16 protein-coding genes and 1 riboswitch are annotated in these 20,033 nt (G+C 57.9%); of the genes, 5 read left to right on the forward strand and 11 right to left on the reverse strand.

Annotated features, from left to right (window positions below):
* Window positions 1-83 precede the first annotated feature (83 nt).
* From NFU03_RS13330 to NFU03_RS13350, 5 genes are all read right to left on the reverse strand, one after another.
* The gene (locus tag NFU03_RS13330; protein ID WP_251639420.1) at window positions 84-1,733 is read right to left on the reverse strand and encodes a sensor domain-containing diguanylate cyclase; all 1,650 of its coding nucleotides are present in this window, start codon (window positions 1,731-1,733) and stop codon (window positions 84-86) included.
* A 113-nt stretch (window positions 1,734-1,846) separates the two neighbouring features.
* Window positions 1,847-2,701: an ROK family protein gene (locus NFU03_RS13335; RefSeq protein ID WP_251639422.1), complete on the reverse strand. Its 855-nt coding sequence runs from the start codon at window positions 2,699-2,701 to the stop codon at window positions 1,847-1,849.
* Window positions 2,702-2,721: 20 nt separating this feature from the next.
* Window positions 2,722-4,143 carry a sucrose-specific PTS transporter subunit IIBC gene (locus NFU03_RS13340; protein ID WP_251639424.1) on the reverse strand — a complete coding sequence of 474 codons (1,422 nt, stop codon included), beginning with the start codon at window positions 4,141-4,143 and terminating at the stop codon, window positions 2,722-2,724.
* A gap of 17 nt (window positions 4,144-4,160) precedes the next feature.
* Window positions 4,161-5,684, reverse strand: a complete 1,524-nt coding sequence (locus tag NFU03_RS13345) for a glycoside hydrolase family 32 protein (protein WP_251639426.1) — start codon at window positions 5,682-5,684, stop codon at window positions 4,161-4,163.
* Window positions 5,685-5,815: 131 nt separating this feature from the next.
* Window positions 5,816-6,796: a LacI family DNA-binding transcriptional regulator gene (locus tag NFU03_RS13350; protein WP_251639428.1), complete on the reverse strand. Its 981-nt coding sequence runs from the start codon at window positions 6,794-6,796 to the stop codon at window positions 5,816-5,818.
* An 876-nt stretch (window positions 6,797-7,672) separates the two neighbouring features.
* Between NFU03_RS13350 and NFU03_RS13355 the strand changes: the two genes are divergently transcribed.
* On the forward strand, window positions 7,673-9,268 hold the full coding sequence (locus NFU03_RS13355; RefSeq protein WP_251639429.1) for an aspartate:alanine exchanger family transporter: 1,596 nt from the start codon (window positions 7,673-7,675) through the stop codon (window positions 9,266-9,268).
* A gap of 53 nt (window positions 9,269-9,321) precedes the next feature.
* Here NFU03_RS13355 and NFU03_RS13360 read toward each other — a convergent pair whose 3' ends face one another.
* The 6 genes from NFU03_RS13360 to NFU03_RS13385 all read right to left on the reverse strand — a co-directional run bounded on the left by NFU03_RS13360 (window position 9,322) and on the right by NFU03_RS13385 (window position 16,106).
* Window positions 9,322-10,503 (reverse strand): MFS transporter, encoded by a 1,182-nt coding sequence (locus NFU03_RS13360; RefSeq protein ID WP_251639431.1) that lies wholly within the window; start codon window positions 10,501-10,503, stop codon window positions 9,322-9,324.
* Between the two features lie 119 nt (window positions 10,504-10,622).
* Window positions 10,623-12,311: a DUF2207 domain-containing protein gene (locus NFU03_RS13365; RefSeq protein WP_251639433.1), complete on the reverse strand. Its 1,689-nt coding sequence runs from the start codon at window positions 12,309-12,311 to the stop codon at window positions 10,623-10,625.
* A gap of 77 nt (window positions 12,312-12,388) precedes the next feature.
* On the reverse strand, window positions 12,389-13,765 hold the full coding sequence (locus tag NFU03_RS13370; protein WP_251639435.1) for an MATE family efflux transporter: 1,377 nt from the start codon (window positions 13,763-13,765) through the stop codon (window positions 12,389-12,391).
* Window positions 13,766-13,821: 56 nt separating this feature from the next.
* Window positions 13,822-14,481: a helix-turn-helix transcriptional regulator gene (locus NFU03_RS13375; protein WP_251639438.1), complete on the reverse strand. Its 660-nt coding sequence runs from the start codon at window positions 14,479-14,481 to the stop codon at window positions 13,822-13,824.
* Window positions 14,482-14,484: 3 nt separating this feature from the next.
* Complete coding sequence (locus tag NFU03_RS13380; RefSeq protein WP_251639440.1) at window positions 14,485-15,441, reverse strand: BadF/BadG/BcrA/BcrD ATPase family protein; 957 nt, start codon at window positions 15,439-15,441, stop codon at window positions 14,485-14,487.
* The gene (locus NFU03_RS13385; RefSeq protein ID WP_251639442.1) at window positions 15,438-16,106 is read right to left on the reverse strand and encodes an HAD family hydrolase; all 669 of its coding nucleotides are present in this window, start codon (window positions 16,104-16,106) and stop codon (window positions 15,438-15,440) included. Before NFU03_RS13385 ends, NFU03_RS13380 begins: the two co-directional genes overlap by 4 nt.
* A gap of 165 nt (window positions 16,107-16,271) precedes the next feature.
* Between NFU03_RS13385 and NFU03_RS13390 the strand changes: the two genes are divergently transcribed.
* From NFU03_RS13390 to NFU03_RS13405, 4 genes are all read left to right on the forward strand, one after another.
* Entirely contained in the window at window positions 16,272-16,925 is a 654-nt protein-coding gene (locus NFU03_RS13390) for an MOSC domain-containing protein (protein WP_251639444.1), read from the forward strand.
* Window positions 16,926-16,996: 71 nt separating this feature from the next.
* Window positions 16,997-17,106, forward strand: a riboswitch (TPP riboswitch).
* Between the two features lie 92 nt (window positions 17,107-17,198).
* On the forward strand, window positions 17,199-17,768 hold the full coding sequence (locus tag NFU03_RS13395; RefSeq protein WP_251639446.1) for an ECF transporter S component: 570 nt from the start codon (window positions 17,199-17,201) through the stop codon (window positions 17,766-17,768).
* An 86-nt stretch (window positions 17,769-17,854) separates the two neighbouring features.
* Window positions 17,855-19,267, forward strand: coding sequence for an ABC transporter ATP-binding protein (locus tag NFU03_RS13400; protein ID WP_251639448.1), 1,413 nt, complete (start codon window positions 17,855-17,857; stop codon window positions 19,265-19,267).
* On the forward strand, window positions 19,245-20,021 hold the full coding sequence (locus tag NFU03_RS13405) for an energy-coupling factor transporter transmembrane component T family protein (RefSeq protein WP_251639450.1): 777 nt from the start codon (window positions 19,245-19,247) through the stop codon (window positions 20,019-20,021). The genes NFU03_RS13400 and NFU03_RS13405 overlap by 23 nt, the downstream gene beginning before the upstream one ends.
* Window positions 20,022-20,033 lie beyond the last annotated feature (12 nt).

The following is a 20,033-nucleotide window of genomic DNA, read 5'->3' on the forward strand; positions in this document are numbered from 1 at the left end:
CTAGATAAAAAAAGGTGCCTTTGCGCCAAACAATCGTGAATGTTTAAACATTCATGATTGTTTGCTGCACAGGCACCGGAAAATTACGTTTCGAGGCGATTTTTGCCGGCTCGTTTAGCTTTGTAAAGTCGTTCGTCCGCTGCGCGGATCACGCTGCTGATGGTGGTGCCAGGCGTCCAGATGGCGAGACCGGCGCTGCAGCCCACATGGACAGTTGCGGCATCGAGCAGGACTGGTTCGTTCAGCAGTCGGATGACATCTTCTCCTGCCTGCTTTCCAGCCGATTCCGGATGCTGCCTGTTGCGCAGCACGACGACGAATTCGTCCCCGCCGATACGGGCAGCAATGTCTTCCGGCCCGGCGATGGAGCTCACACGTTCCGCCACTTTCTGCAGCAGCTGATCGCCTGTCGGGTGGCCGTACGTGTCGTTGACGGCTTTGAATCCGTCCAGGTCGAAATACAGAAGAGCCAGTGATTCAGCTTCCCGTTCCTGCGCTTCAAAATAGGCGTCGAGGGCGTACCGGTTCGGCAGGTGCGTCAGCTTGTCATGCATGGCCCTGTTTTCCGCAGTGATGAGAGCTGACTCGGTCGATGTCAGATCTGTGACGAGTTTGCGCAGGGAATCGGACAGGATTTCGATTTCCGATATCCCTTTGTACTGCGGGATATCGGCTGCTTCCCCGGCACGCAGACGGTCTGCAACGTTGGTGATGCTCTGCAGCGGCTTGTCGATCCAGCCGGCAAGAAGACGGCCGGCGAGCGCTGCGAGCAGGACGAGGAGCGTTCCGGCAATGACGAAGTAGCGCATGAGATCACGCGCCGGTGCGTAGGCTTCCGCCACCGGCTGCCGCACGAGGATCGTCCATCCGAGTCCTGGGTAGTCCTTATACCCGGCTGATTGGACGTATCCGGTCAAGTATTCATTTCCGTCCGCCCACGTTTCGAGGACCCACCCCTTTTTTCCGTCCATTGCCCGTTCGATACTGTCCGTTTTCAGCTTCCGGCCGAGCATGGGAGACGGACCGAGGATGACGTCACCTTCCTTAGGACTGATGATGAAAAACTCAACGTCTTTCCGGCTTCCGAGAGTGGCCGCCATGGAATCTCTCACTTCTTTCAGCCAATCCCAGCTGAGGTGGGTCGCCAGGACGCCGATGAGACTGCCGTCGGGATCCTTGACAGGCGTACTGATATCGACGAACTTCATCGCTTCGCCGGTCGGATTCGGCAGCAGGTCCGCTAGCAGAACGGCATCATGCATATCTCCGATGAACGGCTCTTTGAGGGCTTCCTTATAGACCGGCCGCTCCGAGATATCGGCACCTTTCAGGATGTCATCCGTGGAAGCGAGGACCGTGCCAGCCGGATCGGTGTAGCCGATCCAGGAGAACGACGGGAATGTGTCATGGAGCTGGTTGACGAGCGTGCTGATCCGTTCAGGCTCCTCAGGATGCTGCAGTTCATTCAGATTGGCCAGCAGTCGGCTTTCGCCATATCGGGACCACATGAAGTGATCCAACTTGTCCGCCATCAGGTAAGCTGTTTCCCCGAGTGAGCCGCCGATTTCAGCTTCGACTTGGTGGATCGACCGCTGACCGATCAGCAGACTGAGCGATACGATCGCCAGGAAAGAAAAAATCGCAAAAATCAGGGATAACCGAGTGCGCAGACGATTCAGCCGTAAAATAACAAACTCCTCCGATGCAAGTAAACTTACAATCCATCGTATCACGGGTGTCCAAAATGAGATAGATGAATCTTTGGAAAAAAAGGTGCCTGTGCGCCAAACAATCGTGAATGTTTAAACATTCATGATTGTTTGCTGCACAGGCACCTGAAAACGGGCTATTCTATCAGACTTCTGCCGAGCAGGAAGGCACCTTGCAGTCCGGACTGGGTGCCTAGGGCCGGTTTGCTGATGATCTCTCCTACCGGTTTCGGCAGCAGTAGATAGTCGTTTAGCTGTGTCTCGGCCTTTTCGACGATCATCGGCAGCAGCCAGTCGTTCTGCAGGACGCCACCTCCGAAAATGATTTTTTCCGAGGAAAGCGTCAGCAGCAAGGTCACCGCAAGCTGGCCGAGATAGTCCGCTTCGTAGATCCAGGCGTCATCGTCAGCGGGCAGGTCCTTGCCGGATTTCCCTGTGCGGGCGCGCATCGCAGTCCCGGATGCCATTCCTTCCAGGCAGTCGGCGTGGTACGGACAGCAGCCGGGAAACGGATCTCCTGGGTGGCGCCGTATGGCGATATGCCCCATTTCCGGATGGAGCAGGCCATGTACGAGTTTCCCTTCGACGATTGCGCCGGCCCCAAGCCCTGTGCCGACTGTGACGTAGGCCAGGTTCTCCGTTCCGTACGCAGCCGATTCGGCAAGCGCGGCTGCATTGACATCCGTGTCCAGACGGATCGGTACGGGCAGGTTCTTCTGCAATTCCGTGATCAGATTGACGTACTGCCAGGCGAACTTCGGCGTCTTGCCGATCATGCCGTAGTCTGGGCTCTGCGGGTGGACATCGACCGGACCGAATGCGGCGATGCCGATGGCGTCAATAGGATTCTCCCGGAAGAAATCCGCCACTTTGCCGAGCGTCGTTTCCGGGTCTTCGGTTGGAATGGTCGTCTGCTCCAGTACATTCCCGGTTTCATCCGCAAGACCGCAGATGAATTTCGTCCCGCCTGTTTCAATGCCTCCGATTCGCATGGGGCCGCCTCCTTTCTTCGTTATACTTTCGGGTGGTCGTCATGCGTCCGTTTCAGCATGGAATCGTTGTAGCCGAACAGCCACGTCAGGACGAAGGCGACGACGGCACCGATCAAATTGGCGACGATATAAAGCGGCAGCTGGCTGTTCAAGTAGAGCAGCGCACCCGGTATGACGGTGATCGCCATTCCCGTCGCTTTCAATCCGAACAGCGATGCGAAGAATCCGCCTGCCGCTCCTCCGATCAGCCCCATGACGAACGGTTTCATGTAGCGCAGGGTCACCCCGAAGATCGCCGGCTCGGTGATCCCGAGGAATGCCGAGAAGGAGGACGGCAGGGCGAGCGCTTTCAATTTCTTGTCTTTCGTTTTCAGGCCGACTGCAAGTGCCGCGGCACCTTGGGCAGCGACCGCCGCCGTGACGATTGCGTTATACGGGTTCCAGCCGTCTTGCGCGAGCAGCTGGATTTCCAAGAAGTTGAAGACGTGATGGACGCCGGTGATGACGATGATCTGGTTGAAGAACCCGATCAGCAGCCCCGGAATGCCGAATGGCAGATCGAGGATCGCGACAGTCGCCGCCATGACGCCGATTTCGACCGTATGGAAAATCGGGCCGATGACGAACAGGCCGAGTATGATCATTATGAGCAACGTCAAAAATGGGGTTAGAATCAAGTCAAGTGCCTCAGGCGTCCGTTTGCGGAGCCAGCGTTCAAGCTTCGCCCCGACAAACCCGATGAAGAATGCAGGCAGGACGGACCCCTGGTAACCGGTAACCGGCAGGAAGCCGAAGAACATCATCGGATCGGCGTCGCCGCTTCCGACGGAGTAGGCGTTCGGCAGCGCCGGGTTGACGAGCATGAGCCCGAGCACGATACCGAGCACCGGACTTCCGCCGAACACCCGGAACGCCGACCACGCTATGAGCGCCGGCAGGAAGGCGAACGCCGTATCCGTCAGCACTTGCGTGAAGAGGATAAATTTCTCGGGAATTGCTTCCGGCGTTGTGCCGAAGACCCCAAGTACGGCTTCCTGTGTCAGCAGGCCGCGAAGCCCCATGAACAGTCCGGTCGCAACGAGCACCGGAATGATCGGCACAAAGACGTCACCGAATGTCCGGATGAGCCGCTGAAATGGATTCCCCCGGTCTTTCGTCTGTTTCTTCATGTCGGTTGTCGAGACGCCTGTCGCTCCGAGCGCCTCGACTTCTTCGTAGATCCGGTTGACGGTTCCGGTGCCGAATACGATTTGGTACTGCCCTGAGTTGAAAAAAGCTCCTTTGACTTTATCGACCGATTCGACTTTCTCTTCGTCGATTTTCGACCGATCATGGACGATGAAACGCAGGCGCGTCGCACAGTGGGCAACCGATTCGATATTCTCCCGGCCGCCGACCGCTTCGATGACTTCCTCCGCAATTTTCCGGTTTTCTGCAGACATTTGACAATCCCTCCTGTTTACGTAGTTTTCGGTTCCTTGTCCAGCACCCTTTCTTCCTTGAAAGCGATCCCGTCAAGCGGCCAGTGATGGAATTCCAGCTCTGCTGTCCCCTCCGCTGCCTGTATGCGGATCCCGGTCGAGTCCTCCCCCGGGAAGATCCGGCTCGTCATGACTGTGTCTCCGTCGTTGACGAAAATTTCGACACTGGAGATGTCGACGAGGATTCGCAGCCGTTCGAGCGGCCGGCTGAGCGTGACGGTCCGCGTGTGGCCTTCCGACGCATTCACCGGTTCGCCGCTGTGCATCCGATCGAAAACCAGCGTCTGTGTTTCGCTATTGTACGTGATCCGGGAATATTCCATTTCGCGCACCCGCAGGTCGATGTGCATTTCGCGAGCCGTGACGTCACTCAACTTCGCCTGCAGTTCGTAGCAGTCACCGCCGAAAGGCAGCAGTTCCGGCTGGCGGCCGATTTCGCCCTGCCAATGGCTGGCGTCCTCCTCCGGTTTATCCCACGATTTCGGCAGCCGCTGTTTCAGCTGTCCGTCCTCTACTGTAAGCACGCGCGGCAGCGTCATGCAGTTTGCCCAGCCGTCCTTGTCGGTCGGATACGGCAGCTGCGGAATCGCCATCCACGCGATCAGGATGCGTTCGCCGTCCGGCCCTTCCATCGTCTGCGGTGCATAGAAATCGAAGCCATAGTCAAGTTCTTGGAAAGGTTCATGGTTAAATGCGCCTGTGTCCACGTCGAACGTCCCGCTCAAATAGCCCGCATGGAACAGGTTGCTGCGGCTCAGGCCTTCCGGTTTCAAGCCAAGCGGGGAGAAGACGAGGATGTCGGTGCCGTCCACCGTGAACAGGTCCGGGCACTCCCACATATAGCCGAAATCGGTATGATCCGTCTGCACTTCGCCGATGAACTCCCAGGCGTGCAGGTCCGCAGAACGGTACAAGAGCGCGGCGCCCGTCATATTGTCCCGCTGGGCGCCGATGACACAATAGTACGTGCCGTTTTCATTCCACAGTTTCGGATCTCGCAGTTCCTGAGTGTAGCCTTCCGGAACGCCGGTGATGACCGGCAGCTCCCATTTCGAGAACTCGCCGTCTTTATTCATTTGCGCCATGCATTGGTAGGGCGTCCGGAGCCATTTGTCGTCTCTTGTGTTGCCAGTGTAGAACAGCATCAGGTCGTCCCCCGCCTGCAGCGCGCTGCCGGAATAGACGCCGTGTGAATCGTACGCCGTGTCTGGAGACAGCGCGATCCCTTTATTTTCGAATGTGACCAAATCATCTGAAACGGTATGGTACCAATACTTCAACCCGTGCGCAGGACCGAGCGGGAACCATTGGTAGAACAAGTGGTACTGTCCGTTGAACCAGCTGAACCCGTTCGGATCATTCAATAAACCCGCGAGCGGCTGGACGTGGTATTTCTGCCGCCACGGCGCATTTGCGACATGCTCCACCAGTTCGTCGTACTCTTTCGGATCCACGGTGTCGAGCCTGCGGTAGCGCTGCTCTCTCGTCCAGTGAACAGCCATGCCATCCCTCCTTTTGTTTTGGAACCGGTTCCAAATCATGTTGCGAAGAACAGTTCCTCGTTCGCACGGGAACCGGTCATTCATTGCACTAGTATTCTATTTATTCAGTTTAAATGGTTTTCATACACAAGTCAACAAATTTTGACAGCGCTTTCCTGGATGAGCAGTTCGTGCTGCAGCGACGGGAGGTCCGCCGGCTGCTCCCCGCTCATGAGATCGAGCAGCGCCCGCCCTGCCTCGGCACCGGCTTCCCGGAAATGGAATCGGATCGTCGTCAGTCCCGGTGACAGGTACGTTGCAGGTGAATAGCCGCCGAAGCCCGTGATGCCGATATCCTCTGGCACCCGGAGTCCTGCCTCCCGGGTCGCTTTCAGCACGCCTAACGCCAGGTCGTCCGTCGCGCACATGATGAGATCCGGGGCGTCGCCGCGCAGCAGTTGTTCTGCAGCCGCAGCCGCCGACTCCATCTCGAACGTCGCCTCAATGGAGGTGAACTGGACACCGCCTGCTGCGAGTCCGTCTTCGACTCCTTTCCTGCGCAAGACGCCGATCGCTTCAACCTCAGGACCGACCCCGATGTAGGCCGCCTGCCGGTACCCTTGTGCTGCAACATAATCGGCCAAGTCCCGGCCGGCCTGGTAATCGTCGTACGCTAGACTCGGGACCGACGGATGCCGCTGGCCGAGCAGGATTACTGGGATTCCGATTTCTTCGATCGCATCGATATGAGCATAGGTGACAGCTGTCGCAAACAGCACGATGCCGTCGACTTTCTGCTTTGCCATGGCGTACAGGCCCTCAATCTCCCGGTCTGCACTCAGGTCTGCGTTAACGATGAGCAGCTGATGCGACCGGTCACGCAAGTACATGTCGAGCCCGCTGAGCGTCTGCATGGCGGAGCGGGATGTAAGCCGGGGAACGATCGCCCCGATCATGCCTGTCCGTTTCGCCCGCAGGCTTTGCGCGAATTTGTTCGGCCGGTAGCCGGTTTCTTCAATGATGCGCGACAGCTTCGCCTGCATAGCCTTGCTGACGGAGCCGCCGTTCAAGTAACGGGAAACAGTGCTTTTCGAAACGTTCGCGAGTTTGGCGATGTCCTGGATCGTTTTCAAAGCGGATCCCTCCTGATGTTGGTTTGTGAAGTGTGTTCATTATACAGGAACGGCGAGGGATTGCGCACTCGGGACAGGCGAGGGTAGTCGAGGATGGTGCTAAGTGACTGGACGAGCCAGATTCACGCCGGCACGGGCAGTTAAGCCACGCTTAAGTGACCGTACGGGCCCAAGTCACGCCGGCACGGGCAGTTAAGGCCTGCTTAAGTGACCGGACGAGCCAGATACACGCCGGCATGGGCAGTTAAGGCCTGCTTAAGTGACCGGACGAGCCCAATTCACGCCGGCACGGGCAGTTAAGGCCCGTTTAAGTGACCGTACGAGCCCAATTTACTCCTGCACGGGCAGTTAAGGCCTGCTTAAGTGACCGTAGGGGCCCATTTCACGCCGGCACGGGCAGTTAATGCCTGCTTAAGTGACCGGACGAGCCCAATTCACGCCGGCACGGGCAGTTAAGGCCCGTTTAAGTGACCGTACGAGCCCAATTTACTCCTGCACGGGCAGTTAAGGCCTGCTTAAGTGACCGTACGAGCCCAAGTTACGCCGGCACGGGCAGTTAAAGCCCGCTTAAGTGACCCAATGAGCCCAAGTTACGCCGGCACGGGCAGTAAGGGCACGCCCTAGTGACCGTGCCTATGATAAAACCGAAAAACCGGGTACTAGAGACGTCCCCTAGTGACCGAAATTGCGCCTCGCACTCTCACCCGGTCACAAACCACCACATTCACAAGTTATCATGAATGTTCAAACATTCATGATTGTTTCACGCACAGGTACCGTCGACCCGCTCCGCAACACCGACAGGCACCATCCATACAACCCACGGGTTCGGTGCAGTATACTGAGGGTACACTAGTACAAACTAGGGGTGATTGGATGGATTTGTTGCATTCTTTGCTGAGCGAGCCGCTCATTTTGTTGTTCGTGATTCTGTTCCTCGGTTCGTGGTTCGGGTCGCTGTCGGTGAAAGGGCTGAATCTCGGGGCGGCCGGGGTGCTGCTGGTGGCCATGGTGTTCGGGCATTTCGGCTTCGCCGTGTCGCCGGTGATACAGAACTTCGGGCTGAGTCTGTTCATCGTCGGGATCGGGCTGCAGGCGGGGCCGCGGTTCTTCCGCATGCTGCGGACGAGCGGGCTCGTGTTCGGCATCCTGTCGCTGCTGATCATCGTGTTCGCCGTCGTGACGACCGTCGTAGTCGCGAAATGGTTCAACCTTGCGCCTGCGCTCAGTGTCGGCCTTATGACCGGCGCGCTGACGAGTACACCAGGGCTCGCGGCGGCGCTGCAGGCGACGCATGATCCGCTCGCTTCGGTCGGCTACGGGATCGCCTATCCGTTCGGTGTGCTGGCGGTCGTGCTGTTCGTCCAGCTGCTGCCGCGCCTCGGCAAGATCGATCTGCAGAAGGATCTCGAAAGTACGGTCAACCCGATCAGGACGGAAGGATCGCCAGTCGTCATCACGCTGGAGGTGACGAACCCGATGCTGCACAAGAGCAGTCTGAGCGAGCTGAATTTCGCTCCGTATGATGCGGTCGTCAGCCGGGTCATCCGGGACGGGCATACGATGATCGCGCTCGGTGATACGATTCTGCTGGAGGGCGATCATCTCGTCATCGTCGGCAACGAGACGAAGCTGCACGGCCTGACCGCTTATGTCGGCAGACGCGTCGAGACGGACCTCGAGAATCCTGATAATGTCCATCTCCGGAAAGTTACAGTAGATGCCGATGAAGTGACCGGCAAGACGCTGAAGGAGCTGCGGCTGCGGAAAGATCACGGGACGACGGTCACCCGGATCACGCGGGAAGGCATCGAACTGCCGCAGAATCCGAACTTACCGCTGATCCGCGGGGATGTGCTGACGATCGTCAGTACGGAACAGCGGCTCGATGAAGTCGAAGCGCTGTTCACGCGAAAAAAACTGGCAGTCACGAACTTGGACATCTTCTCGATCAGCATTACACTGCTGCTCGGCGTCCTGCTCGGCATGGTGCCGATCCCGATACCGGGTCTCGGCACGATTGAACTCGGCACTGCCGGCGGACCGCTGTTCGTCGCGCTGATCATCGGCCATTTCGGCAAGATCGGGCCGATCCATGTCCGCTATTACGGCCCGTCTAACCATGTCATCCGGGAACTCGGTCTCGTGCTCTTCCTCGCGGGTGCCGGGACGACAGCCGGAGCGGGCATCGTCGAAGTCATTCAGACCGAAGGCGTCAAGCTGGTCTTCGGCGGTGTGCTAATTACACTCGTGCCGATTTTCGCCGGGTATTTCGCCGCCCGCAAGCTGCTGAAGCTGAGCGTCGTGCATTCCCTCGGCGGCCTGTCCGGCGGAATGACGAGCACCCCTGCCCTCGGCGCGCTGAACCAGCTCATCGATTCGGAAGACCCGGCGATCGCCTATGCGGCCGCCTATCCGTTCGCCCTGATCCTGGTCGCTGTCGCTTCCCAGCTGATCGTCTTCTTCCTATAGAAAACCCCCTCTTGCGATGAATTCATCACAAGCGGGGGTTTTGTTTTTCATCTTTATAACGGCTGGTGGATCGGGTCGTTCGTGACATCCTTCCGCCGCATCCAGACAAAGGCGAGTGCTGCGCCGCCGATCAGGACGAATGTCGCAAAGTAGAACGGGTAGTCGAGATCGATGTCGAACATCATGCCGCCGAGGATCGGGCCGAACACGTTGCCGATGCTCGTGAACATGGAGTTCATGCCTCCGACGAATCCTTGCTCGTTGCCGGCGATTTTCGAAAGATACGACGTCGCGGCCGGGCGGATCAGGTCGAATCCGACGAAGACGACGATCGTCACCGCGAGAATGGCGAAGTAATGGCTGACGACCGTCATGGCGGCGACGAGGACAGCTGACAGGACGAGACACCAGAAGATCAGGCGCTTTTCCCCCATCCGTTTCGCCAGCCAGTCGAACAGGACGACTTGTGCGATTGCTCCGACAATTCCGCTGCCCGTGATGATGATTGCGATATCCGTCGGTGTGAATCCGAATTTGTGATCCACGAACAGGCTGAAGATCGACTCAAATGAAGCGAGCCCGAATGACAGGACGAAGATAACGATGAAGACGATCAGGTACATCGGCGCGAAGACACGTTTGAAGCCGGGTTTCTTGGCGTTCACCGTCTCCACATGCTGCCGCTCAGGCTCCCGCAGCATGACGAGCGAGAAGATTGCTGCGAACAGCGCAAGGCCTGCCGCGAAGAAGAACGGGACCCGCGTACCGAGGCCGGCAAGGAATCCGCCGATGCCCGGTCCGAGGATGAACCCCGTCGAAATTGCAGCGGACATGTAGCCGAGCGCTTTCGCCCGGTTTTCGGTCGTCGTGATATCCGCGATGAACGCCGTGACCGCCGGCATGATGAACGCTGCGCTGACACCGCCGACAATCCGGGAGGCGTACAGAACGGGCAGAGTTTGGCCGACTGCGAACAGCAGCTCGGAGAAACTGAACATGAGCAGACCCATGACGATCATCTTTTTCCGTCCGATGGAATCGACCCAGCGGCCTGACAGCGGTGAGGCGATCAGCTGGGCGATCGCAAAGAATGCGACGAGATAGCCGACCACTTTACCGGTCAGGTGCAGTTCGTTCATGAGGGTCGGCATGACCGGGATAATGAGGCCGATGCCTAAAAAGGCGATCAGCAGGTTGGCCAGCAGCAGCCAAAGGGCAAAGGGTGTTTTTTTCATTGCGATACGCTCCTACAGCCAGGTTGAATGCAAATTTGTCTATTTCCCAATGGTAGCATGAACGTCAAGTATAGCGTAACTAATCCGCCTGCCGGACTGGGAAAACGTCCGGCCAGCCGTCAGAATGCACCCGCACCGCCTCCGCCGCCTCCCGTACCGCCGCCGGAGGAACCGGACGACGAGGAACTGCTGACGTGCTGCGCCACTGCGGTGTCGGCCCGCGTGAACTGCCGGGCGGAGACTTCGGCGAGCATGAAATAGGCGAGCATATTCGGATTGCTCTGGAACAGCGGGTACTGCATCATCGCGTCCCTCTTCTCTTTCTCGAATGTGTTCGTGCCGACTGCATAGATGACCGCCCGCTTCTGGTCATCGTCGAGCCGGTCCGAGAAATCGGATTCGGTCATACGCGGCATCCGTTCCGCAAACGATTTCCATTGGTTACGGACTCCGTAGCCCTTCACGGAATACGGCTGATTGAAGATCCCCGTCATGATGAGGAGCAGCGACAGCGGGATGAAGCCCGCCAGCCACCACGGCAGTCCGTACACCGCGAACACGATCATCGGCGGGACGAGCAGCAGGCCCGCTGCAATCGATACTAGCGCATATTTCAGTGAGGACCCGCTGACACCGGCTTCCTTCACTTCCTCCGACACTGCGTTCCGCCATTCCGTCCGGGCTTCATCATAAGCTTCCGCTGCTTTCATGGCCGCATTCTGTTTTCCGCCGAGCACGTCCAGGTCGCTGAAGCGGAAGACCTGCCCGTCGCCCGTCTTGTCGAACAGCCACTCGAGCAGCAGCCGCTCATGCTCATGATCGACATCCCGGCTGCGCAGGCGGAACCCTTCGTCACCTTCCCGCTCGATGTTGCCTTTCCTGATCAGATCGAGCAAAGCCGAGGTCAGGAGGGACTCCGGCTCCGTGATCGCACTCGTGAAATCGATCGTCGCCGGCAGGCTCATGACCTGATCCGGCACGAAATACGGATCCGGATACTGCTCTGCCGCTTCGCGTTTCCTTTCCTTCTTCCGTCGGCGCATGAAGCTCAGCAGCGCCGCGAAGACAGCTGCACCGAGGACGAATACGATCGGCGCAGCCGTTTTGCCCGCTTCATGCATCCGTTCGTAGCGCGCCATCTTCGCGTCGAGCTTCTCCTTCTCCGCCAGCAGTACCGGCCGGATCTCTGAGCTTGAAGGCTCCTTCATGGCCGGGAAAACGGCCATGCCCATGCCTACACGGATATCCGCATTCTGCTCCGACGGCACCTTCCCGAGCCGGAAGATAACAGTACCGTCCGGTTCCACGGCAGGCGCCGTCAGGGCAGCATCATATCCGAATGCGATCACATCCGCAGTCGGAGCCGGCGGATGCACGGTGACCGTCACATCCTTGAACTCGGTTTCGTTCCGGTCGTCGAAGAACGGCCAGTAAAAGTCCGCCATATCGGTGTAGGCCGCGACTCCGCCCACAATCGTATACGTCAGCTGGATGGTGACCGTCTCGTCTTTCGCTTTTCGGTGGACACGATAGTCGCCGCCCGCCCGTTCGACGGAAAGCTCCCTGCCATTCTCCGATGCTTGTACGTCCCGGATCTCAGACCCCTTTTTCGGATAAATCGCCCGGGTGATGCCGTTGAACGAGCCGCTGAAGCGGTAAGTCAGCTCCTCCTTCACATGCACCTGTCCATTCTCCTCCAGCTGAGCATCGATTGTGAACGCGTCAATTTCGAAGCTCTTCGCGGATACCGCTGTCGGCAATGCGAGGAACATTGTCAGTATCAGCAGGCCGCTGATCAATTTTTTCATCGGAATCACCTCTTCGTTCACTTACGGTCAAAACACGAAAAAGTTTCATTGATTCGACAAATCATGCCATGCCCGGGTCATGAAATCCGGACAGTTTCTTGCAGAGGCTTGGACGCTTTCCTGCCAAGATAGAGCGCTAGCAGCAGTGTCAGCAGATCAGCGATCGGAATAGCTGCGAGGACCGACAAGGCCGGCGCTAGCTGCAACTCCAGACTTTGCACAGCATACGGGAGCACAAGGATAAGAGGGATGACCACTAGCACCTGGCGGAAACTGGCGATCAGGAGCGACTGTTTCTCATACCCAGTCACCTGCAACAGCGTGATAACCGTATACGTAATACCGACGAGCGGGAACGTCAGGAACAGAAGATCCAACATAACGGCGGCCTGATCCGTGACCTCGCTGCTGCCTGACATGAGACCTGCAATCCATCCGCCTGCAGAGAAGGAGGCAGCCGCTCCAGCAATTCCGTAGGCGGCGGTAATCAGGATTGTCCTGACAGAAACCGCACGCTGTTTGTCACGCTCACCGCGGCCGCTGAAATATGCGAGGATGGACTGGACCGACTGCGTGAGACCAATGATCGGCATCAGCAGCAGCATGTATACTTTGTTCGCGACTGCCCAGGCTCCCACTTGTACGGCACCTGCATACTCAAGGAGCTGTCGGTTGACGAAGAAGGCTGTGAGACCGGCAAGCGACTGCAGAACGGTCTGGACAGAGCCGATGATGATGAGCCGCCGGGTAATTGCCATCGTCTCGGACAGCGGCAGGTGTCTGTACACGAACCAAAATCCTTTTTTCTTCAGCCAGAGCATGGCCACAGCGGCACAGATTAGTTCACTCACCAATGTGCCGAGGGCGATGCCTGTCATCCCGAGCTGCAGCCCGAACGTCAGGACAGCGTTCGCGGCGATATTCAGGACAACGGACGCCGTGATGATCACCATTTCCGTTTTCGGGTGTCCGAAAGCCCGAATGACGCTTGTTAGCAGATAGCCGACTGAACTGAACACATTGCTGATCAACAGGACGCTCATGTACGCCCTTGCCTGAAGAAGCGCCTCGCCGGCTGCACCGAGGGCACCGAGAAGCGGATCCAGCATGAGCCAGACCGCAAGCGACAGCAGCGTATTCAGGACAATCGTCATGATAATACCTGTCTGCAGATGGCTGTCCAGTGACCGCCTGTCTTGACTGCCGAACAGTGACGATACCGTGATGGCTGTCGATACGGCGAACAAGGATTGAACGGCGACAAACAGACCGAGCAGCGGTGCCGCCAGCCCCATGGCAGTGAGAGCTGCTTCCGAGACGCCCCCTAAATGCCCAGCGAAAGCCGTGTCGATGACCCCTGTCATCAATTCGACGATTAACGATAAGATCGCAGGCATGGAAAATATTAAAATAAGCCGGTTCACAGAATACCGGGTGTATATCGACTGTTCCATCGATTATCCCTCCATGTATCCAGTGTACCGGCCAAATCGGACAGGTAATGTCTTATTTAAAATGAAAATGGAAGTACTTTGTCTTTCACTTCCAAGTAAGGCGGAAAATTACGTTTAAATTCTTCATCTGTCTGACAGAACTGTGTCACTTCTTGCAGCGGGACAAGACGAAGCCCATCGGACTCCCCATACAAGTGTAGCCCGTCGCGGCGCAGCACATAACCGATCGGCGCAACCGGCCGGGTCGTTCCGCATGCTGTCAACAGGATCCTGCATTCATCATCCAGGCATCGGTTGACCGCCTCAAACAGCGGGCCTTCCACCGACACAGGGGCATCTGTCAGGTCAGCGGTGAAGTATTCGGACGCGTCATGATCGAGCAGCCCGATGAAATCCGGATCGATCAATGCGAGTTTACTGAGGATCGCCGTCTTTTGATCTCTTTGCGATAGCTGATCATACAGGGATAATGCGAACGCGCTGGTCTGCAAGTCCTGTTTTGTCAAGAAACTGCGGGACAGTTTGTAGGACGGATCAATGAAAATCCCTCCGTCCCTTCCCTGCCTGCAGTGAAGCGGAACACCAAGCCCTGACAATCTGTCGACATCCCGTTGGATCGTTTTCACACTGACACCGAATTTTTCAGCAAGTTCCCGGTGGGTCGCCTGCTTCTGTTTCAGCAAGTCGAGCAGCAGTTCCAGCTGCCTGCTTCGCATATGTCATTCCTCCTGACGGCTCTGATGACGGCTCTGATGATGCCTCGCACGCTCTGCAATCACGTCGATCGGTGCGTCAGTTGTGCAGATAACTGTGGCATGTGGACACCTTGCAGTCAATTTTTCTTCAAGCTGCGAGAACAGCCGGTCGAAATGCTGCAAGTTCCCGCCTGCGCAATAGACAGGACACGCCTGGCCGGCGAGCCCCAGGCGCCGTATGGCCGCTGCCGTCATGTCTCCAAGTTCCTCTGCCGCTTCTTCGATGAGCAGGATCGATGTGCGGTCGCCTTCCTCTGCAGCTATTGCAAGTTCCCGCGTCAGCCCCGCCACCGTATGGCCGGAGAACGCCGGGCCGTTCACCCAGTTGCACAGTTCGTCCACAGACTGCATGCGCAGCCGTGCAAGCACTTTCCCGGTCAGCGCTGTCGCCGGCTCCCGACCGTCCGCCGCACGGAACACGGCATCGATCACCCGCATGCCCATCCAGCGGCCTCCGCCGCCATCGCCTGTCCGGTGGCCCCAGCCGCCTGCGCGGATGACCGTCCCCTCATCATCCTGCGCAAAAGCGATAGCACCCGTGCCGGAAATGAGCAGTACTCCGGGCTCATCGTGCAACAGCCCTTTCAGCACGGAAAAGGCATCGTTTTCAACAAGCAGATCCCGGATCATCAGGTTCTGCCGTCCGAATACGTCCCGCAGCATTTCTGTGATCTGCGTCTCGTCTTCCGGCGTGTCCGTCCCCGCCAGCGCGAACACAGCCGTATCGATGACGCCGTCCGGACAAAACTGCAGCAGTTCGGCAGCCGCTTCTTCCATGACTTGACGGAAGGCCGTTTCCCCGACGGCATGCCAGTTAGAGCCGCCTTTTTCGGCCGCGTACAACTCCGCTTCCTGCTCATCACGCAGGGAAAAAGCGGTTTTCGAGCCTCCGCCATCAACCGCGAGGAGCCGCCGATTCATGAGCACGCACCTCCTGCATCCGCCGCTTCCAACAGTCCGTAATCGAAATCAGCGAACGATTCCATGAGCTGTCCTTTTTCATGGAAGGACAGTGAACGGGTCACGTCGTTCGGGATGATCAGGCAGTGGATCCCTGCACTGATCGCAGCGATCGAGCCGTTATACGAGTCTTCCACGGCAATCGCCTCGTCCGCCGTCACACCGAGCCGCTCCAGGGCGACGTGGTAGATGGCCGGATCAGGCTTGACGTTTTCCACGTCCTCCGCGCTGACGATGATCGGGAAGTAGCTAATCAGGCCGTACTGGTTCAGGAACCTCTCGATCCAGCTGCGCTTCGAACTGCTTGCCACCGCCATCGCAATACCCTGTTCCTCCAGGCGCCGGGCGGTTTCAAGGAATCCTTCCCGCAATGCGAGCTGTTCCCGGATCTTTTCGAAACGGGCGTCGAGTTCGTCCCGGAATACCGACCGGTCAAGCGGGACACCGAGTGATCTGTCGACGAAGTCGAACAGCGCACCGTCCGTCGAGCCGACCACCTTCACGAATTCCTCCAGTGTCAGATCGAAACCGTGCTGCTCTTTCAAGATTTCCTGATAGATATCGAACCACGCCGACTCCGTATCGATGATCGTTCCGTCGAAGTCGAAAATCACTGCCTTTTTCACAACTGTTCCCCATTTCCATAAGCATTCTAGTTAACTTGTCTTCATTATAGGCGGACGGAAGCAGGGCGTCGACCTTTTCTGCCCGTTTCCCCTGTCAGAATACTCTGGCCGCCGGCAGCCCGATTTGGTATACTGGAAGGCTATGGACAGGAAAACAGAGGGGGATTGGAAATGCAGCTGACTCATTTGGCGACAGGCCTTCCGCGCACTATCCGGACGGCAAAAGGAAGGGATCTCCTGACGGGGATCTGCAAACAGGAAGTTACAGAAGCCTTTTTGACAAAGGACGGATTCCAGCAGGACGACGTGGCGGATAAGAAACACCACGGCGGGCCGGACCGGGCGGTATGTGTTTATCCCGCGGAGCACTACCTTGAATGGAATGAAACATTTGGCTGCACGCTGCCGCAGGCTGCTTTCGGGGAAAACCTGACCGTCGCGGGCATGACGGAGGCGGACGTCTGCATCGGGGACATTTACCGGATCGGTGATGTGCGGATCCAAGTGACGCAGGGACGGATCCCGTGCAGCACGATCGACCAGCGTCTCGGCTACCCTGTCATGAAAGCGATGATCGAGACGGGTTTCACCGGGTATTTGTGCCGGGTGCTCGAAGAAGGATCCGTGCCCGCGGATGCGGAGATAACGCTTGAAGAAAAGGATCCGAACGGCGTGACCGTCCTGGAAGCGAATACAGTCTACTTCCACCGGCCGCGAGATATCGAAGGGATCCGCAGGGTGCTGGACATCGGACCGCTTGCCGAAGAATGGCGGAGGAAATTCACGAAACTGCTGGAGAACGCAGAGGGTACCGTTTGAGCGGCGCAGACTTTTCTGAAATGAGCGGTTGCCAGAAAATTGTACGTGTTGTATACTCGAGTCACTTACATAACTGACCGTACGGGTGCTTGAGTGAATCAGGCTGAGATAGCAGATGAATCCGCTGCTGACCGCATCTGATCTGGATAATGCCAGCGTAGAGAGCCGTGATCGAAGGATCATGCCGGGGCCCGGGACCCTCCTTTCGACCGTCTGCGCTTTCAGACGGTCTTTTTTTGTGAGTTTCATCAAAAAATAGGAGTGGATTTTACAATGAAAAAGTTAACATTCACCGATTTGCTCATCACGATTATGGTTGGTGTGGTCTTCGGTATCCTCATGAAATTCTGGGACGACCTGTATACGGCCATCAAGCCCGTCCTGCCTGTCGCCCGCCAGCTGCTGTACGGCATGTGGTTCATGAACGGCGTGTTCGCCTTCCTGCTCATCCGTAAACCGGGTGTCGCCCTGATTGCAAGCATCGCCGGAGCAGGTCTGTCGGCATTCATCGGGCACGGGCTCGGCGTCCTCATCTACGGAGCGGCCCAGGGGCTTGCGGCTGAATTGCTGTTCGCTGCGTTCCGCTACCGGAAATTCTCGATCCCGTTTGCCGGCCTGGCCGGTGTCGCGTCGTGTGCAGCAAGTTTCGGTCTCGACCTGATTTACGGCTATGCCGATCTTGAAACGTGGGCGCTCATCGTGAAATACGGCCTGCGTGCGGTCAGTGCGTTCATCTTCACCGGCGTATTCGCGGTCCTTGTCATCCGTGCACTGGAAGCGACAGGTGTCACGAACTCGATCCGTCCTGTAGCGAAGGAAGAATACTCGCTGCTGGACCGGTGAAACCGCTGGACACTGCGGCCGGCAGCTGTACGGATGAAGCTCTCTCCCTCCGCAAGCTGCGCTTGAAGTTCCCGGGAGAGGATTCCTTGCTTTTCAAGGACCTCTCTTTCTCTGTGAAGAAGGGCGAGAAAGTGCTGCTACTCGGACCGAGCGGCTGCGGCAAGTCAACCTTGCTGCAGGTTGCGAGCGGTATCGTCCCGCGCTCGTTCGAACTGCCGATGAAGTCGGAAGCAATCGACCTGCCTTCATCCTGGGGGTTCGTCTTCCAGGATCCCGATACGCAGTTCTGCATGCCGTATGTCGACGAAGAGCTCGCATTCGTCCTCGAGAACCTCGCTGTCCCGCAGGAAGAGATGCCGGAGCGGATCGAAGCGGTACTGCGGCGGGTCGGTCTTCAATTGACAGATGTCCACACACCGATCCTCGAACTCTCTCAAGGGATGAAACAGCGGCTCGCCCTCGCCTCGGTCCTGCTCATGGAGCCGGACGTCCTGTTCCTCGACGAACCTTCCGCCCTGCTCGACCCGGAAGGCACTGAGCAGATCTGGTCATCGATCCGCGATGCGGCGGCCGATAAGACGGTCGTCATCGTCGAGCATAAGATCGAGCAGATCACGGGCTGGATCGACCGTGTCGTGCTGTTCACGGATCATGGCGAAATCCTAGCGGACGGGCCGCCGGACACCGTATTCCGCGAGCACCGGCCGGAACTCATCCGTTACGGCATCTGGTATCCCGGCGTCTGGGAAGATTATGTACGATCGGAGGGTTTTCTCCAGCTCATGCGTGACCGGCCGGGAACCGGGGACAGCCGCATCGTGGAGCTCGAGTCGTTCACCGGCTGGCGCGGGAAGCGGGCGGTCATCCATGCTGAAAAAGCGGACGTCGCTGAAGGATCATGGATTGCGGTCCTCGGCGAGAACGGATCCGGCAAAAGTTCGCTCCTGCTGTCAATGATCCAGCTGCTGAAGACGACGGGGACACTGACGGTGGACGGTCGGACGGTTATTCAGAAAAAACGGAGGCGGACGCTGCCGGACGGCCTGTCGCTCGTCTTCCAGAATCCTGAATTGCAGTTCGTCGCGAATTCCCTGTTTGAGGAACTGACGGTGTCCATGCACACTCTCAATCCGGAGGAGGCTGAGAAGCGAGCGTACGGTCTGCTCAAGCGCTTCAGCCTGCCGGAAGACGGAAAGCGCCATCCATATCAGCTGTCTGTCGGCCAGAAACGGCGGCTGAGCGTGGCGACGGCGCTGACCGGGAATACGCAGGTGCTGCTGCTCGACGAACCGACATTCGGCCAGGACGCGCGCAATACGTTCGTCATGCTCGAGACACTCGAGACTTTGCGGAGAAACGGACTGACCATCGTCATGGTGACGCACGATCTGGAAATTGCCGATCATTTCGCGACCCATCAGTGGCACATCGCGGACGGCCGGCTCATGTCCTGCGAAAAGACGGGAGGTGCCGCGCATGCCCGCCTGGTTCACTCCTGAACGTATGACTTGGCTGTTCCGTGTCAATCCCGCCTTGAAATTCGCCGTCTTCCTGCTCCTGCTCTTCATCACACTGTTCAACCGGAACCTGCCGCTCGCGGCCTGGCTCGCCGTCCTGTCCGCCATCCTGCTGTATGGGTTCAGCGGCTATTCCGCGAAGAAACTCGCGCTGCTGTCAATTCCGATCGCCCTGTCGTTCGCGTCATCCTTCATCACGATGGCGCTGTTCGGCAAAGGCGATACGGTGCTCTGGCAGTGGGGCATCTTCAAGATTTCCGAGGAGAGCATCCGGCACGGCCTGCTGCTCGGCACGAAATCGCTGTCGTTCGGCTTCACCGGCTTCGCGTTCCTGCTGACCGTCGAGCCGGTCCTGTTCTTCTACGCGATGATGCAGCAGTTCCGCCTGCCGTCCAAGTACGCGTACAGTTTCATCGCATCGATCCGCCTGCTGCCCGTCATCGCCGAGGAGATCCAAGTGCGCAGCAATGCACTGAAAGTCCGCGGCATCACGTTTTCGCGCGGCGTGCGGGGCGTCGGTGAGCGGATCCGGTCGTACACCGTGCCCCTTTTCGCCCAAAGCATCCGGCGCGCCCAGCGGATCGCCATCGCCATGGAAGCGAAGCAGTACCAGATGGGCGCAGCGCGGACGTATTTCTATTCGACGTCGTACAGCCGTCATGACGCTATCTTCCTTGCCGTCATGGCGGTCAGTGTGGCAGCTGTGTTCTGGCTGTCATTCGGCGTACCCTATTAAATGAAGAAAGGG

Source organism: Sporosarcina sp. NCCP-2716 (genome assembly GCF_023707985.1).
In the GTDB taxonomy this organism is placed as follows: domain Bacteria; phylum Bacillota; class Bacilli; order Bacillales_A; family Planococcaceae; genus Sporosarcina.

Bases quoted from the DNA above. Each gene is read 5' to 3' on its own strand.
- NFU03_RS13335 (WP_251639422.1), bottom strand. From the start codon at position 2,701: ATGCGAATCGGAGGCATTGAAACAGGCGGGACGAAATTCATCTGCGGT.
- NFU03_RS13340 (WP_251639424.1), bottom strand. From the start codon at position 4,143: ATGTCTGCAGAAAACCGGAAAATTGCGGAGGAAGTCATCGAAGCGGTC.
- NFU03_RS13345 (WP_251639426.1), bottom strand. From the start codon at position 5,684: ATGGCTGTTCACTGGACGAGAGAGCAGCGCTACCGCAGGCTCGACACC.
- NFU03_RS13355 (WP_251639429.1), top strand. From the start codon at position 7,673: ATGGATTTGTTGCATTCTTTGCTGAGCGAGCCGCTCATTTTGTTGTTC.
- NFU03_RS13360 (WP_251639431.1), bottom strand. From the start codon at position 10,503: ATGAAAAAAACACCCTTTGCCCTTTGGCTGCTGCTGGCCAACCTGCTG.
- NFU03_RS13365 (WP_251639433.1), bottom strand. From the start codon at position 12,311: ATGAAAAAATTGATCAGCGGCCTGCTGATACTGACAATGTTCCTCGCA.
- NFU03_RS13370 (WP_251639435.1), bottom strand. From the start codon at position 13,765: ATGGAACAGTCGATATACACCCGGTATTCTGTGAACCGGCTTATTTTA.
- NFU03_RS13375 (WP_251639438.1), bottom strand. From the start codon at position 14,481: ATGCGAAGCAGGCAGCTGGAACTGCTGCTCGACTTGCTGAAACAGAAG.
- NFU03_RS13380 (WP_251639440.1), bottom strand. From the start codon at position 15,441: ATGAATCGGCGGCTCCTCGCGGTTGATGGCGGAGGCTCGAAAACCGCT.
- NFU03_RS13395 (WP_251639446.1), top strand. From the start codon at position 17,199: ATGAAAAAGTTAACATTCACCGATTTGCTCATCACGATTATGGTTGGT.
- NFU03_RS13405 (WP_251639450.1), top strand. From the start codon at position 19,245: ATGCCCGCCTGGTTCACTCCTGAACGTATGACTTGGCTGTTCCGTGTC.